Raw genomic sequence first — 14,691 nt, forward strand, 5'->3', positions numbered from 1 at the left:
CGCACATGATGACAGAGCCCGCATGACGACCCGCCCCTAACTCAAACAAGCGGACACGTGGCGCGGGCGAGACGAATGCCTGCAGTGCCAACTGTGAGCTAGCGCAGCCGTGCATAGACTCGCCCCAACCCATTGGAGTGTGCCCATGCGAACCCCCTGCCCGTCTCGAATCGCCGCCGCTGCGGCCCTGCTGGTCGCCGCTTTCAACACCCAGGCGCAGCCCTCGCTCGAGCGTGTGGAGGTCACGGGCACGGCCATCAAGCGCATCGAGGGCGAGACGGCGCTGCCGGTGCAGGTCATCACGCGCGGCGAGATCGACAAGGCCGGTGTGACGACGGCGGCGGAGCTGATCGCGCGCCTGAGCGCCAGCGCCAACAACCTGACCGATGGCGGCAGTGTCGGCACCGGCGGCTTTCGTGACCAGATGGGCTTCAACGGCGCGAACCTGCGCGGCCTGGGCGTGTCGTCCACGCTGGTACTGCTGAACGGCCGGCGCATGGCCAACTTCGCCTCGCCCGGCGACGCGGCCGGCGTGGACCTGAACAGCATCCCGGCCGCGGCCATCCAGCGCGTCGAGATCCTGCTGGACGGCGCCTCGTCGCTCTACGGCTCCGACGCCATCGGCGGCGTCATCAACTTCATCACGCGCAAGGACTTCACCGGCATCGAGGTCTCGGCGCTGTATGGCGACACATCTGAAGGCGGCGGCGGCAAGCGCTCGGCGACGCTGGCCGGTGGGTTCGGCGACTACGCGCGCGACGGCTTGAATGTCTTCGCCGTCGTCGACATGCAGAAGACCAGCAGCCTGAACGCGTCTCAGCGCAAGTTCATCAAGGAACTGGACATCCCGGGCCGCTTGCCCGACCTGCTGTCCAGCTACGGCTTCCCCGGCAATATCCGGCTGTCTTCCTACCAGTACGACGTGCTGTTCGACGAAGGACTGTCCACCAACGGCAAGACCGTCATCGATGCGCGCACCATCAATCCGGCCGCCGCCACGGGCTGCCTCCCGGCGAATGGCACGCTTTACCTGCCAGACGGCATCGGGGGCGTCGATGGCTGCACCTTCGACTACATGCGGGACATCGAGCTGTACCCGAAGTCGAACAAGACCAGCGGGCTGGTGCGCGGCGTGCTGAACGTCGGTGGCGGTCACCAGGCGTTCGCCGAGGTTTCGCTGGCGCGGGCCCGCACCTACTACACCGGCACACCCAATCGCACCGACGCGGACGTGGACGTCTCCCGCGTTCCCATCCTGGCGGGCAGCGCGCTCAACAACCTCGATGCCGACGACGACGAACGCCTCATCACGCTGCGCATGCGGCTGACCGAGGCGGGGCTGCGCACCAGCGAACTGGTGTCGAACAGCCAGCGCGTCGTCCTCGGCATGAACGGCCTCGTCGCCGGCTGGGACTACGAATGGGCGTTGAACCACAGCCGCAGCAAGGTTTCGGACCGCGATCACCACGGCTATCTGAACGAGGACCTCGTGCTCGAAGGCTTCGCCAACGGCACGCTGAACGGCTTCGGCCCGTCCAGCGCGGCCGGCCTGGCACTGTACGAAAGCGCTCAGATCCGCGGCGAGGTGCGCCGCGCCACTGGCACGATGGCCAGCCTTGACATGAAAGCCTCCAAGGCCATTGCCAAGCTGGCCGGCGGCGACCTCGCACTTGCGTTCGGCGGCGAGTTCCGCCGCGAGAAGCAGCGCTACTACCAGTCCGAGGCGCTGGCGCAGGACATCATCCTTGGCGAGACCTCGCAGGGGCCCGATGCCGACTTCGGCCGCTCACGCAATGTGGGCGGCGTATTCGCCGAAGTCAGCGCGCCGGTCACCAAGCAGTTGGAACTTCAGGCGGCAGTGCGCTATGAGCGCTATCAGGTCAGCGGCGGCGCGGGCAGTCCCAAGCTGGGGCTGCGATATGTGCCGATGCCGGAGATGCTGCTGCGCGCTTCTGTCGGTAAAGGCTTTCGCGCGCCCAGCTTGACCGACCTGTACCGCCCGGTCACATCGGGGAACGCGGCAACCCTGGTCGACCCGGTCTGCTTGCAGCAGGATCCCGACGCCACGCCGACCGACTGCTCGGAAGGCTGGAGCACGCAGCACTTCAGCAACCCGGAACTCAGGCCGGAAAAGTCGCGCCAGTTCTCCATGGGTGTCGTCTTCGAGCCGCGGCGCGGCGTGAACCTCAACGTCGACTACTGGAACATCGAGAAGAGCAACCTGATCAGCACGCTGGGCGTGGATGTCATTCTGGGCAACCTCGACAAGTACGGCTCGCTCGTTCACCGCTATTGGGACACGGCCAACCTGCCGGCGGACTGCGCCGACAGCTACGACCCTGACGACTACGAGATCTGCGCCATTGACCTCGTCAAGGAGAACCGCGGCAAGCAAAAGATTTCGGGCGTTGACCTGGGCATCGCGCTGTCCGGACTGAAGACCGGGTTCGGTCAGTTCGGCCTGCGGCTGAACGGCACGCTGACGCTGAAGTCCAAGCAGCAGACCGGCGACGGCGATCCCTTCGTCAGCAACCTCGGCCGCTTCATCAACGACGGCGTCGTGCAGCGCTGGCGCCATACGGTCAGCATGGACTGGGAGCGTGGCCCGTTCTCGGCCACCGTGTCCAACAGCTTCCTGTCCGGCTACGACGACCAGCACATCATCGGCAAGCCGGACCGCAAGGTGGGCGCCTATTCGTTGTGGAACCTGTCGGCCGCCTGGGAGGCCACCAAGTCGCTCACCTTGCGTGCCGGCGTGCAGAACGCCTTCGACAAGGCGCCGCCGTTCTCGCAGCAGGCCTGGTTCTTCCTGTCGGGCTACGACCCGAGCTATACCGACCCGCGCGGGCGCTACGGCTACGTCAGCGCGAAGTACAGCTTTCGCTAACTGACCAGCTCGCGCACGCGGTCCGGCAAGCCGATGGCCTTGTCGGTCTTGGCGTCGAACCACAACGTCGTCGCACCACCCTCGGCATAGATGACGCCGGGCTCGTCGGTGCGCTCCAGCGTGATCCAGGTCTCGAAGCTGGTGCGGCCGGGGTCGCTGACGTAGTGCTTCGCCAGCACCTCGCCCGGCGCCTTCAACTGCCGATAGAAGTTGCAGAAGGCGTTGACGATGACAGGACCCTGCCCGCCCGGATTCGGCGGCGCGCCGATGGACGCCAGCCAATCCACCCGCGCCATTTCTAGATACCGGAAGTACAGCGTGTTGTTGATGTGTCCCATAGCATCCATGTCGCCCCAGCGCAACTGGACGCGGAGCTCGAAGGTCAGCTTCTTCTCGGCGGGGACGAGGTATCTCATGGTGCGATGCCCAGCTCAGCCGCGATGCGGTTGACGAGACTGCGCAGTGAAGCGACTTCGGCCCGGAGCGCAGCCAGTTCCACTTTCTGCAGGGCGACCTCTTCGTCGCGCGGCAGCGCTGCCGCCACCGCGTGCTCGACCGACGCCACCGGGCCGCACAACAGATGCGCCCAGCGTGCCTCTCGCGCACCTGGCGCCCGCGGCAGCTTGACCGCGAATGGTTGCTCCCGCGCGGCCAGTTCCTCCAGAAAACCTTCGACCGACGACACATCGGCAAAGCGATGCAGGCGCTCGGTGTTCTGGCGCAGTTCGGCGGCCGTCTGCGGGCCGCGCAGCATCAACTGGGTCAACAGCGCCATGGCGGCGCCCGGCACGCCGAGACCCCGCGGCGCGTTGTGCTCGTAGCGCACCACCCGGCTGCCACTGACCGTGTTGACGAGGTGCAGCGCCTTCAATTCCTCGACGGTGGACAGCACCTCGGCCTCGCTGACGTCCATGACCGGGTCACGCGCCGTCTTCTGGTTGCAGCCCGAGGTCAGCGCATTCGCCGACAGCGGATAGCTGTCCGGCACGGTGCTTTCCTTTTCGACGAGGACGGCGAGGACGCGCGCCTCCAGCGGGGTCAGGTCTCGCCGACCCATCAGACGCCAAACCCGTCGTCGGCTTGAATGACCGCGCCATTGATGAAATGGCTTTCGTTGGCGCACAGCATCAGCAGCGAGGTGTCCAGGTCCTGCGGCTGGCCGACACGCTTGCGCGGCAGCATGTCGATCAGCTTCTTGCCCTGCTCGGTGCCCCAGTGGTGATGGTTGATCTCGGTGTCGATATAGCCGGGGCAGATCGCGTTCACGTTGATGCCGTAGCGGCCCCACTCCAGCGCCATCGCGCGGGTCATGTGGATGACGGCGGCCTTGCTCATCGCGTAGACGCCGATCTGGCCCAGCACCCGCAGGCCGGCCATCGATGCGACGTTGACGATGCGCCCACCGATGAAGGTGCCCGGTGCCGAGCCACGGGCTCGCGCCAGCATGCGCTTGCCCACCTCCTGCGCGACGAAGAAGGCGCCGCGCGTGTTGGTGTCCATCACGTAGTCATAGTCGTTCTCGGTGACGTCGGTGAGGCGCTGGGTGCGGCTGACACCCGAGTTGTTGATGAGGATGTCGAGCGTGCCGACCTCGGTCTCGGCATGGGCCACGGCCGCCTTGATGCTGGCCACGTCGGTGACGTCGAGCTGCACGACGTGGGCGTCGCCGCCATTGCCTTCGAGCTCGGCGCGCAGGTCCTTCAGCCGTTCCATGCGCCGGCCGGCCAGCACGACGCAGGCGCCCGCCTTGCTGAGCGTGCGGGCGAACTGCGCGCCGAGGCCGCTGGATGCGCCGGTGACCAAGGCCACGCGGCCTTCGAGGTTGATGGAGTAACTCATGAGACTGCCTTGTGAGTGGGTTGCAGCCATCCTACCGACATAGGCTGCTCGCACTAAAAAAGCACGACCGTTCGATTTGCGATTCGTCCTCTCTAGAATCGCGCGCAATTCAATGCTGCTGGAGATTTGGCAATGACCTCCGAAGAAATCCTGGCCCAATTCGGCCCCCGCGAGTCCATGGAGTACGACGTGGTCGTCGTCGGCGGCGGGCCCGCCGGCCTGGCCACGGCCATCCGCCTGAAGCAGATCAAGCCCGACGCCAATGTCGTCGTGCTGGAGAAGGGCTCGGAGCCCGGCGCGCACATCCTGTCGGGTGCTGTGATGGACCCGCGCGCCATCACGGAACTGTTCCCGAACTGGAAGGAACTCGGCGCCCCGCTGAACCAGCCGGTGACCGGTGACGACGTGCTCTTCCTCAGCGAGACCGGCAGCACCCGCACGCCCGACTGGCTGGTGCCGCGCAACTTCCACAACCACGACGGCTACGTCATCAGCCTGTCCGACGTCGTCAAGTGGATGGCCCAGCAGGCCGAGGCAATCGGCGTCGAGATCTTCCCCGGCTTTGCCGCGGCCGAGGTGCTGTACGACGAGCAGGGCCGCGTGCGCGGCGTGGCCACCGGCAACATGGGACTGGGCAAGGACGGCGAGCCGACCGACCACTTCCAGCTCGGCATGGAACTGCTGGGCAAGTACACGGTGTTTGCCGAAGGTGCGCGTGGCCACCTCGGCCGCCAGCTGCTGGCGAAGTACAAGCTCACCGAAGGCAAGGACACACAGACCTACGCCATCGGCATCAAGGAACTGTGGGAGATCCCGGCGGGCAAGGCGCAGCCCGGCCGGGTCGTGCACACCGCCGGCTGGCCGATGGAGGGCGACACCTTCGGTGGCGGTTTCCTGTACCACCTGGCGGACAACAAGGTCACGCTCGGCTTCGTCATCGGCCTGGACTACGACAACCCCTACCTCAGCCCCTTCGACGAGATGCAGCGCTGGAAGGCCCACCCCGCCATCCGCGCCCACATCGAAGGCGGCAAGCGCATCGGCTACGGCGCCCGCGCCATCAACAACGGCACGCCGCAGGCCTTGCCCAAGACGGTATTCCCCGGCGGCTGCCTGATCGGCTGCGATGCCGGTTACCTGAACGCCGCCCGCATCAAGGGCAGCCACGCAGCCATCAAGAGCGGCATGCTGGCCGCCGAAGCCCTCGCCCCGGCGCTGGACGCGGGCCGCGCGCAGGACGAGCTGGTCGCCTACCCCGAGGCGTTCGAGAAGAGCTGGCTGAACGAGGAGCTGCAGCAGACGCGCAACTTCAAGCTCTGGTTCAAGAAGGGCAAGACGACGGGCCAGCTGATGACCGGCATCGAGCAGTGGCTGCTGCCCAAGCTTGGCGTCAGCAACCCGCCATGGACGCTGCACAACCACAAGGGCGACCACCAGTCACTGCGCCCCGCGGCGGAGTGCAAGCCCATCGCCTACCCCAAGCCGGACGGCAAGCTGACCTTCGACAAACTGTCCTCCGTCTTCATCTCCAACACCAACCACGAAGAGAACCAGCCGGCCCACCTGACGCTGAAGAACGACTCGGTGCCGGTGCAGGTCAACCTGGCCAAGTACGCCGGCCCTGAGAGCCGCTACTGCCCGGCGGGTGTGTACGAGTTCGTGCCCAATGAGGCGGGCGGCAACCAGCGCCTGCAGATCAACGCGCAGAACTGCGTGCACTGCAAAACCTGCGACATCAAGGACCCGACGCAGAACATCGTCTGGGTGACGCCCGAGGGCGGCGGCGGGCCGAACTACGCGGGGATGTAAACGCGCTTGCGCGCTATCTGCACTGACCGATAGACTGGTTTTCCATCCAGTCATCGGCAGGAGTCAGCGTGAGCACAGGCACCATCAGGGTCGGCATCGGCGGCTGGAACTTCGAGCCCTGGCGGGACAACTTCTACCCCAAGGGCTGGCCGCAGGCGCGCGAGCTTGAGTACGCCAGCCAGCGCCTCACGGCCATCGAGATCAACAGCACCTACTACGGTGCCCAGAAGCCGGCCACCTTCGCGAAGTGGCGCGACGCGGCGCCCGACGGCTTCATGTTCTCGCTCAAGGCCATCCGGTTCGCCACGCAGCGCCGCGTGCTGGCCGCCGGGGCCGATTCGATCAAGCGCTTCATCGACAGCGGCATTGCGGAACTGGGCGACAAGCTCGGCCCCATCGTCTGGCAGTTGGCGCCCTCGCACCGCTTCGACGCGGCCGACTTGACGGCCTTTCTTGAGCTGCTGCCGGCCGACGTCGACGGCATCAAGCTGCGCCACGCGCTGGACGTGCGCCACGCCAGCTTTCAATGCGCCGAGTACCTGGCGCTGGCGCGCCAATACAAGGCGGCGACGGTGTTCACCGAGTCCGACGATTACCCGCCGATTGCCGAGCCCACCGGCGACTTCGTCTACACCCGCATCATGCGCACCCACTCCGACGAGCCGCTGGGTTGCAAGCCCGAGGTCTTCCCACAACTGGCGGAGGCGGCGCGCACGTGGGCCACCGGCGGCGAGCCGGACGGCGTGCCGCGCATCGAGCCGGCGTCGGCCCAAACCGTGGCGCCGCGCGACGTTTTTGTCTACTTCATCAGTGGCGCCAAGGAGCGTGCGCCGCACGCCGCGATGGCGCTGCGGCGGGCGCTGGGCGAAGACGTGGCGACCTAAATTTCCAGTCGCGCCATCCACTCGGCAATGGCGCGGTCCTCGCCGCGCTCCGAAGCCGCCAGCGACTCGCGAATGCGCTGACGCTCCACGGCGGCACGGTTCTGGCTCATCTTGAGCTTGAGCTCCCAGCGCTTCACGCGGATGCGAAAGCCGACGATGGCGCCAAGCAGCTTGCGTTGGTAGTCCTCGGGCAGGCCGCGCCACTGCTCGGCGTACTCGGGCTCAAAGCGACCGATGAGGCGCTTGAGCAGCGCATCCTTGTCGGCCTGGCCGTCAATCAGCGCGATGTCGCCGTAAGCATGCAGGGCCGCGTAGTTCCACGTCGGCACGTTCTGCACGCTGTCGTAATGGCGCGGGCTGACGTAGGCACTCGGACCGCCGAAGACGGCGAGCAAGCTTTGCTGCCGAGACAGCCAAGCCCAATGCGGATTGGCGCGCGCCATATGGCCTTCAAGCACCAGGCCGCTTTCGTCCGGCACCGCAACCAGCGGCAAATGGCTGCCAAAGCTGTCGCCCGCCGCATCCGGGCCGACGAGCAGCGCCAGCGGATGCTCGGCAATCAGCCGCTGCGCATGGTCCAGATCGGCAGATTTGAATTGGGCGGGCAGGTACACGGGGGCTCCGGCAAAACGAGGTGCCTATCATCGCCGCCATGGAGCCACCAGCCGCATTGCAGACCCTCAGACCCCTGAACACCGCGGCCGACGAGGAGGTCGCCGTCGAGGTGCCCGTGGCGCTCACTGTCAACGGCATCTCGCAGGCCGTGATGCTGGCAACGCCGACGGACTTGGAGGACTTCGCGCTGGGCTTCGGGCTTGCCGAGGGCTGGTTCAGCGCGCCTCGCGACCTGCTTGACGTTGAGGTCGAGTGCCGGGCCGAGGGCATGGAGCTGGCCATGCGCGTCACGGCGGCCTGCGAGCAGCGCCTGAAGGTGCGCCGCCGCGTGATGGCGGGCCGCACCGGTTGCGGCCTGTGCGGCGTCGAAAGCCTGGCCCAGCTCGGCGCCCTGCAGCCGGCTGGCGTCGCCGCGCCGTCGTTCTCGCCGGCCGCGCTGGACCGCGCCCTGGTCAGCCTGCCCGATGCGCAGCCGCTCAATGCGCGCTGCGGCGGCCTGCACGGCGCGGCCTGGTGCCTGCCCAGCGGCGAGCTGCTGTTCGCGCGTGAGGACATCGGCCGCCATAACGCGCTGGACAAGCTGACCGGCGCCCTCGCTCGCCGCGGCGCCGACCCGCGTGACGGCTTCGTGCTGATGTCCAGCCGAGCGAGCCATGAGCTGGTGCACAAGACGGCCATGGCCGGCGTGGGCCTGCTGGCGTGCATGTCCGCGCCCAGCAGCTTGGCCATCGCGACGGCGCGCGCCGTGGGCCTGCAGTTGTGGGCCTTTGTGCGGGAGGGGCGCGCGACCCGCTACGCCTGAGGGTGTGACGTCCAAGCTTGCTTCAAGGGCCCAAAAACGAAAAACCCCAAGTCATAACAACTCGGGGTTCAGCGTTGGCGGAGTCGGAGGGATTCGAACCCTCGATGCAGGTTTTGCCCACATACTCCCTTAGCAGGGGAGCACCTTCGGCCACTCGGTCACGACTCCAGCACAGCCGCGCATTCTACACGACGCTTGGCGTCCTATTTGGAGAAATCAGGCGGCGGCCGCGTTCTCCTGGTCGAGATCGAATGCCTTGTGCAGGGCACGCACGGCCAGCTCCATGTACTTCTCGTCGATGACGACGCTGGTCTTGATTTCGCTGGTGGAGATCATCTGGATGTTGATACCCTCCTCGCTCAGCGCGCGGAACATCTTGCTGGCCACGCCGACATGCGAGCGCATGCCGATGCCGACGATGGACACCTTGCAGATTTTGGGGTCGCCAGCAACCTTGCTCGCATTGGTGGCCGGGCCGACGGTGTTCTGCAGCAAGTCCATCGTCCGCGCATAGTCGTTGCGGTGCACGGTGAAGGAGAAGTCCGTCTTGCCGTCGTGCGAGACGTTCTGGATGATGACGTCGATGTCGATGTTGGCCTCGGCGACGGGGCCCAGGATCTGGAAGGCGATGCCGGGCTTGTCGGGCACGCCGAGCAGCGTCACCTTGGCCTCGTCACGGTTGAAGGCAATGCCCGAAACGACGGCTTGTTCCATTTTCTCGTCCTCTTCAAAACTGATCAGGGTGCCGGACTTGGCTTCCTCGTTGATGTCGATGTCCCAGGGCGTGAAGCTGGACAGCACGCGCAGCGGCACGCGGTACTTGCCGGCAAACTCCACCGAGCGGATCTGCAGGATCTTGGAACCCAGCGACGCCATTTCCAGCATCTCTTCGAAGCTGATGGTGTGCAGGCGGCGCGCCTCCGGCACGATGCGCGGGTCGGTCGTGTAGACGCCGTCCACATCGGTGTAGATCAGGCACTCGTCGGCCTTCATCGCGGCAGCAATGGCGACAGCCGAGGTGTCGGAGCCCCCGCGGCCGAGCGTGGTGAGGTTGCCCAGCGGGTCGATACCCTGGAAGCCGGTGATGACGACCACCTTGCCCGCTGCAAGATCAGCCCGCACGCGAGCGTCGTCGATGCTCTCGATGCGTGCCTTGGTGTAGGACGAGTCGGTGGCGACGGGCACCTGCCAGCCTGCATAGCTGACCGCTTCCATGCCCTCGGCCTGCAGCGCGATGGCCAGAAGACCGACCGACACCTGCTCACCGGTCGCGGCAATCACATCCAGCTCACGCATCAGCGCCGGGCTGCTGCCGGGGGGCGACAGTTCCTTGGCCAGGCCGAGCAGGCGGTTGGTCTCACCGCTCATGGCGGAAGGCACCACCACCATTTGGTGGCCGGCACGCGCCCATTTGGCCACCCGCTTGGCGACGTTGCGGATGCGCTCGGTGGACCCCATCGAGGTGCCGCCGTACTTGTGGACGATCAGAGCCATGTGTTTGAGCGAAGGCTGAAGACGGAGCGGCCAGGAGAGCACGCTCGCAAACCCCTGATTTTATGCGTCATCACCGCCAGCGCCTTCGCTCTGCGGCAAGGCTGAGTCCTCCGCCCAGCGCAAGGCCAGCTGCGGTTCATCTTGGCTCGCGAAGGCACGCGCATCCATGCCCAGACCTGCGATGGCGACGAGCCGGCCGGCCTGGTCGAACAGCAAGGGGCCGCTGCGCCGCCACGGCGGCAGGCCGGCCTCCTGGCTGGCTTTCTTGAGACTGCGCGGAATTGAAGCCGGTGCACGCTGAAATTGCTCGCCACCATCGCGACTTCGCTGCGACAACTGCTCAAGGCGCGCCACCGCGATGCCCGGGCGGTTGGCCTCCACAAGCCAACTGCCCTGCCAGGCCGGTTGCGGATACCGACCTGGGCGGCTGAGGTCGATGTTTGCCGCCTCGGACGTTTGATGCGGAGCCGCGGCGACCCAGAACAGCCCATCGCGATAGGCGTGCAACTCGCCGCCCGCTGCGGGCCAGGACAGCGTCGCGCCAGGCCGCCACTCCGTTCGCAGGCGCTCGACCAAACTGGCGGGCGCCGCCGTGTGCCGCGACAACCAGGCGCGCAGCGCGTTGCTCCAGCGCGCCGGCGACAGTTCAGACAAAGCGACCAGATCCAGGCGCTCAGGTGTCGATGAAGCGGCCAGGTCATCACTTGCAACCTCCGCCGCCAGCGCGTCGGCCTGCTGGGCCCAGCGTGCCGCTTGCGCCAAGCCCGCCTCGGCAGCCGGGAAGGCCGGCCACAGTGCCTGGCGCAGACGGTTGCGCGCGAAGCGCGTCTCCAGATTGCTCGGGTCGTCGATCCAACGCAGGCCATGCCGCTCTGCATAGGCGACGATGGCTTCCCGAGGCAGGTCGAGCCAAGGCCGAGCCCAACAGATGCCGTCGCGCCATTGCACCCGCGGCATGCTGGCCAGGCCTGCCGTGCCGGCGCCGCGCATGGCCTGCAGCAGAAAGGTTTCGGCCTGATCGCGCCTGTGGTGAGCCAGCAGCAGCAGATCGGCGCCAGCCGCGGCGGCCATGTCGTGCAGCGCCGCGTGGCGGCCCGCGCGGGCCCAGGCCTCGATGCTGTCGCCGGGCCCGGGGGCACCACTGAGCCGCGTGCATTCGAAGGCGACGCCCAGTTCACTGGCCACACGCTTGCAGTGAAGCGCCCAAGCATCGGCCTGCGGCTGCAGGCCATGATGGACATGAAGGGCGACAACCCGAATGCCCTCTGCCGCGCGGGCAGTGGCATGCAACAGGGCTGTGGAATCAAGGCCGCCGCTGAAGGCGACCGCGACGGTGTCAGCGGTTCTTGGTGTCGCTGAAGCGGCCATAGGCCTGAACGCGCTCGTAGCGGCGGTCGAGCAGCTCGCGGGTCTTCAGGTCGCTGACTTGGCGCAGTGCGTCGGACAAGGCGCGCTTGAGATTGGACGCCATCTGCTTGGCATCGCGATGCGCGCCGCCGACGGGCTCGCTGACGATCTTGTCGATCAGCCCCAGCGCCTTCAGGCGATGGGCGGTGATGCCCAAGGCGTCCGCGGCCTCGGAGGCCCGCTCGCTGCTCTTCCACAGGATGGAGGCGCAGCCTTCGGGCGAGATGACGGAGTAGGCCGCGAACTGCAGCATCAGCACCTGGTCAGCCACGCCGATGGCCAGCGCGCCGCCGGAGCCGCCCTCGCCAATGATGGTGGCGATGATGGGCACTTCGAGTTGCGCCATCTCGAAGATGTTGCGGCCGATGGCCTCGCTCTGGCTGCGCTCCTCGGCACCGATGCCCGGATAGGCGCCCATGGTGTCGATGAAGGTGAAGACCGGCAGGCCGAATTTCTCGGCCAGCTTGAGCAGGCGCAGCGCCTTGCGATAGCCCTCGGGGCGCGGCATGCCGAAGTTGCGCAGCGTGCGCTCCTTGGCGTCACTGCCGCGCTGGTGGCCGATGACCATGCAGGCCTGACCATTGAACCGCGCAATGCCGCCGACGATCGCCGCGTCGTCCGCGAAGTGGCGGTCACCGTGGAGTTCCTGGAACTCGGTGAAGACTTCCGAACAGTAGTCCAGCGTCTGCGGCCGCTGTGGGTGGCGCGCGATCTGATAGACCTGCCAGGGTGCGACGTTGGAGTAGACCTCCTTGGTCAGCTGCTGGCTCTTCTTGGAGAGGCGGTCGATCTCCTCGGAGATGTCGACGGCCGACTCGCTCTGCACGTAGCGCAGCTCTTCGATCTTGGTCTCGAGCTCCGCAATGGGTTGCTCGAATTCAAGGAAATGTTTTTTGCTCATCAGTAATCCACCGGTAGGGGATCCAGGCTGCGCCAAATGTACCAAACCGCTACAGACCGGAATGGCGCCCAGGCGTCGCCGACTTCGCGCGCCTCGGCTCGTGACACGGGCTCGCCGGAGAAGTAATTCTGGCTGATGCCCTTCAAGAGGCCGACGTCGTCGAGCGGCATCACGTTGGGGCGCATCAGGTGAAATATCAAGAACATCTCAGCCGTCCAGCGGCCGATGCCGCGGATGGCGACCAGTTCTTCAATGATGGCTTCGTCGTCCATCTGCGCCCACTGGCGCGGATGGACCTGGCCGGAGTCGAAATGCTTGGCCAGGTCGCCCAGGTATTCGACCTTGCGGGCCGACAGCCCTGCCGCACGCTGCTCGTCCGCACCCAGGCCCAGCACCGCAGCGGGCTGGAACTTGGGCATCAACGCGATCCAGCGCGTCCAGACGGATTGCGCGGCCTTGACCGAGATCTGCTGGCCAACGATGGAGCGCGCCAATGTGGCGAAAGCATCACCGCGGCTTTGCAGGCGCGCCTCGCCGAACTGCGGGATCAGCTTCTTCATGACCCGGTCTCGCTTGACCAGGTGCTTGCAAGCCTCGTCCCAATAGGGCGGGATCACTTCCGGGGCGACCTCGGCAGGGGTCTTCGACGCCATCAGCTCTTCACCCAGGTCGTGCCGGCGGCACCGTCCTTCAGCGTGATGCCCTTGGCCGAGAGTTCGGCGCGGATCGCGTCGGCGCCGCCAAAGTCCCTGGCCGCCTTGGCCGCCGCGCGGGCGGCAATGCGCTCGGCGATCCAGGCAGCCTCGTCGCTGGAGCCGCCCTGCAGATAAGCCAGCGGCTCCTGCTGCAGGATGCCCAGCACGCCCGCCAGCGCCTTCAGCAGGCCGGCCAGCTGCGGCGAACGGTCGCGGTTGACCTCGTTGGCCAGGTCGAACAGCACCGCGATGGCACCTGGCGTACCGAAGTCCTCATCCATCGCCGTCTTGAAGGCTGCGGCGCTGGGCTCGCTCCAGTCGATGGCGACGTCAGCAGGCGGCACGGCTTCGAGCGCGGTGTAGAGGCGCGTCAGCGCAGTACGCGCATCTTCCAGATGGGCGTCGCTGAAGTTGAAGGGTCGGCGGTAGTGGGTGCGCAGCATGAAGAAACGCAGCGTCTCGCCGTCGAACTTCTGGAGCACATCGCGGATGGTGAAGAAGTTGCCCAGGCTTTTGGACATCTTCTCGCCGTCGACGTTCAGGAAGCCGTTGTGCAGCCAATAACGGGCGAAGTCGTAGCCGGCACCCTGGCTCTGCGCAATCTCGTTCTCGTGGTGAGGGAACTGCAGATCCGTGCCGCCACCATGGATGTCGAAGCTCTCGCCCAACAGCGCGCAGCTCATGGCCGAGCACTCGATATGCCAGCCCGGGCGGCCTTCGCCGAAAGGCGCGCCCCACTTCGCATCCGCCGGCTCGTCAGCCTTCGCCGCTTTCCACAGCACGAAGTCCAGCGGATCCAGCTTGCCGTCGTCCACCGCCACACGCTCGCCAGCCCGCAGGTCGTCAATGCTTTTGCCGCTGAGCTTGCCGTAGCCATCGAACTTGCGCACCGCATAGTTCACGTCGCCACCGTCGACGCGATAGGCCAGGCCGCGTTCTTCCAGTCGCTCGATCAGGGACAGCATCTGCGGTACGTAATCGGTGGCCCGCGGCTCGTGGTCCGGGCGTAGCAAGCCGACGGCCGCGAAGTCCTGGTGCATCGCGTCGCTCATCTCCTGCGTCAGCTGACGGATGCTGATGCCGCGCTCGACCGCACGCTTGATGATCTTGTCGTCGATGTCGGTGATGTTGCGGACATAGGTGACACGCAAGCCACTGGCGCGCAGCCAGCGGTAGATGACGTCGAACGCCATGTTCATGCGCAGGTGCCCCATGTGGCACAGGTCGTAGACGGTGATGCCGCACACGTACATGCGCACCTGGCCCGGCACGAGCGGCTGAAAGTCTTCGAGGGTGCGGCTGAGGGAGTTGTGGACGCGCAAGGACATGAGACGGGGACAGGGGCGACACCCCTAAGA

The 14,691-nt window shown here is 66.4% G+C and carries 13 protein-coding genes and 1 tRNA gene; 4 read left to right on the top strand and 10 right to left on the bottom strand.

The annotated features are described in order from the left end of the window. The first annotated feature begins 145 nt into the window (after positions 1-145). Positions 146-2,887, top strand: a complete 2,742-nt coding sequence (locus ASC81_RS23720; RefSeq protein ID WP_056273028.1) for a TonB-dependent receptor — start codon at positions 146-148, stop codon at positions 2,885-2,887. Here the strand turns inward: ASC81_RS23720 and ASC81_RS23725 are convergent. Genes ASC81_RS23725 through ASC81_RS23735 form a run of 3 tightly spaced genes read right to left on the bottom strand, consistent with a single transcriptional unit; the run spans position 2,884 to position 4,726 of the window. Then, positions 2,884-3,303 (bottom strand): thioesterase family protein, encoded by a 420-nt coding sequence (locus ASC81_RS23725; RefSeq protein WP_056273031.1) that lies wholly within the window; start codon positions 3,301-3,303, stop codon positions 2,884-2,886. The genes ASC81_RS23720 and ASC81_RS23725 overlap by 4 nt on opposite strands. After that, positions 3,300-3,944, bottom strand: coding sequence for a YceH family protein (locus tag ASC81_RS23730; protein ID WP_056273034.1), 645 nt, complete (start codon positions 3,942-3,944; stop codon positions 3,300-3,302). Before ASC81_RS23730 ends, ASC81_RS23725 begins: the two co-directional genes overlap by 4 nt. Further along, positions 3,944-4,726, bottom strand: a complete 783-nt coding sequence (locus ASC81_RS23735; RefSeq protein ID WP_056273037.1) for an SDR family oxidoreductase — start codon at positions 4,724-4,726, stop codon at positions 3,944-3,946. The genes ASC81_RS23730 and ASC81_RS23735 overlap by 1 nt, the downstream gene beginning before the upstream one ends. A gap of 132 nt (positions 4,727-4,858) precedes the next feature. Between ASC81_RS23735 and ASC81_RS23740 the strand changes: the two genes are divergently transcribed. Together ASC81_RS23740 and ASC81_RS23745 are read left to right on the top strand one after the other, a co-directional pair. Next, positions 4,859-6,535, top strand: coding sequence for an electron transfer flavoprotein-ubiquinone oxidoreductase (locus tag ASC81_RS23740; protein ID WP_056273039.1), 1,677 nt, complete (start codon positions 4,859-4,861; stop codon positions 6,533-6,535). Positions 6,536-6,603: 68 nt separating this feature from the next. Then, positions 6,604-7,419: a DUF72 domain-containing protein gene (locus tag ASC81_RS23745; protein WP_235533755.1), complete on the top strand. Its 816-nt coding sequence runs from the start codon at positions 6,604-6,606 to the stop codon at positions 7,417-7,419. On the opposite strand, the gene ASC81_RS23750 is transcribed toward ASC81_RS23745, so the two are convergent. Beyond that, on the bottom strand, positions 7,416-8,033 hold the full coding sequence (locus tag ASC81_RS23750) for an FMN-binding negative transcriptional regulator (protein ID WP_056273044.1): 618 nt from the start codon (positions 8,031-8,033) through the stop codon (positions 7,416-7,418). The genes ASC81_RS23745 and ASC81_RS23750 overlap by 4 nt on opposite strands. Before the next feature lie 38 nt (positions 8,034-8,071). Here ASC81_RS23750 and fdhD point away from each other — a divergent pair, with 38 nt between their 5' ends. Further along, complete coding sequence (gene fdhD, locus ASC81_RS23755; protein ID WP_056273047.1) at positions 8,072-8,836, top strand: formate dehydrogenase accessory sulfurtransferase FdhD; 765 nt, start codon at positions 8,072-8,074, stop codon at positions 8,834-8,836. 75 nt (positions 8,837-8,911) lie between these two features. On the opposite strand, the gene ASC81_RS23760 is transcribed toward fdhD, so the two are convergent. The 6 genes from ASC81_RS23760 to cysS all read right to left on the bottom strand — a co-directional run bounded on the left by ASC81_RS23760 (position 8,912) and on the right by cysS (position 14,661). Then, positions 8,912-9,004: transfer RNA gene (locus ASC81_RS23760), tRNA-Ser, on the bottom strand. 48 nt (positions 9,005-9,052) lie between these two features. Further along, positions 9,053-10,330 carry an aspartate kinase gene (locus ASC81_RS23765; RefSeq protein ID WP_056273049.1) on the bottom strand — a complete coding sequence of 426 codons (1,278 nt, stop codon included), beginning with the start codon at positions 10,328-10,330 and terminating at the stop codon, positions 9,053-9,055. A gap of 60 nt (positions 10,331-10,390) precedes the next feature. Then, positions 10,391-11,698 (bottom strand): tRNA lysidine(34) synthetase TilS, encoded by a 1,308-nt coding sequence (gene tilS, locus ASC81_RS23770; protein WP_056273052.1) that lies wholly within the window; start codon positions 11,696-11,698, stop codon positions 10,391-10,393. Beyond that, a complete protein-coding gene (locus tag ASC81_RS23775; RefSeq protein ID WP_056273053.1) occupies positions 11,667-12,638 on the bottom strand; it encodes an acetyl-CoA carboxylase carboxyltransferase subunit alpha in 972 nt (323 codons plus the stop codon). The genes tilS and ASC81_RS23775 overlap by 32 nt, the downstream gene beginning before the upstream one ends. Then, positions 12,638-13,291, bottom strand: a complete 654-nt coding sequence (locus tag ASC81_RS23780; protein ID WP_056273056.1) for a DNA-3-methyladenine glycosylase — start codon at positions 13,289-13,291, stop codon at positions 12,638-12,640. Before ASC81_RS23780 ends, ASC81_RS23775 begins: the two co-directional genes overlap by 1 nt. Continuing rightward, a complete protein-coding gene (gene cysS / locus ASC81_RS23785; protein WP_056273058.1) occupies positions 13,291-14,661 on the bottom strand; it encodes a cysteine--tRNA ligase in 1,371 nt (456 codons plus the stop codon). The genes ASC81_RS23780 and cysS overlap by 1 nt, the downstream gene beginning before the upstream one ends. Positions 14,662-14,691: the final 30 nt, after the last annotated feature.

Source organism: Pelomonas sp. Root405, assembly GCF_001425165.1.
Lineage (GTDB): Bacteria > Pseudomonadota > Gammaproteobacteria > Burkholderiales > Burkholderiaceae_C > Pelomonas.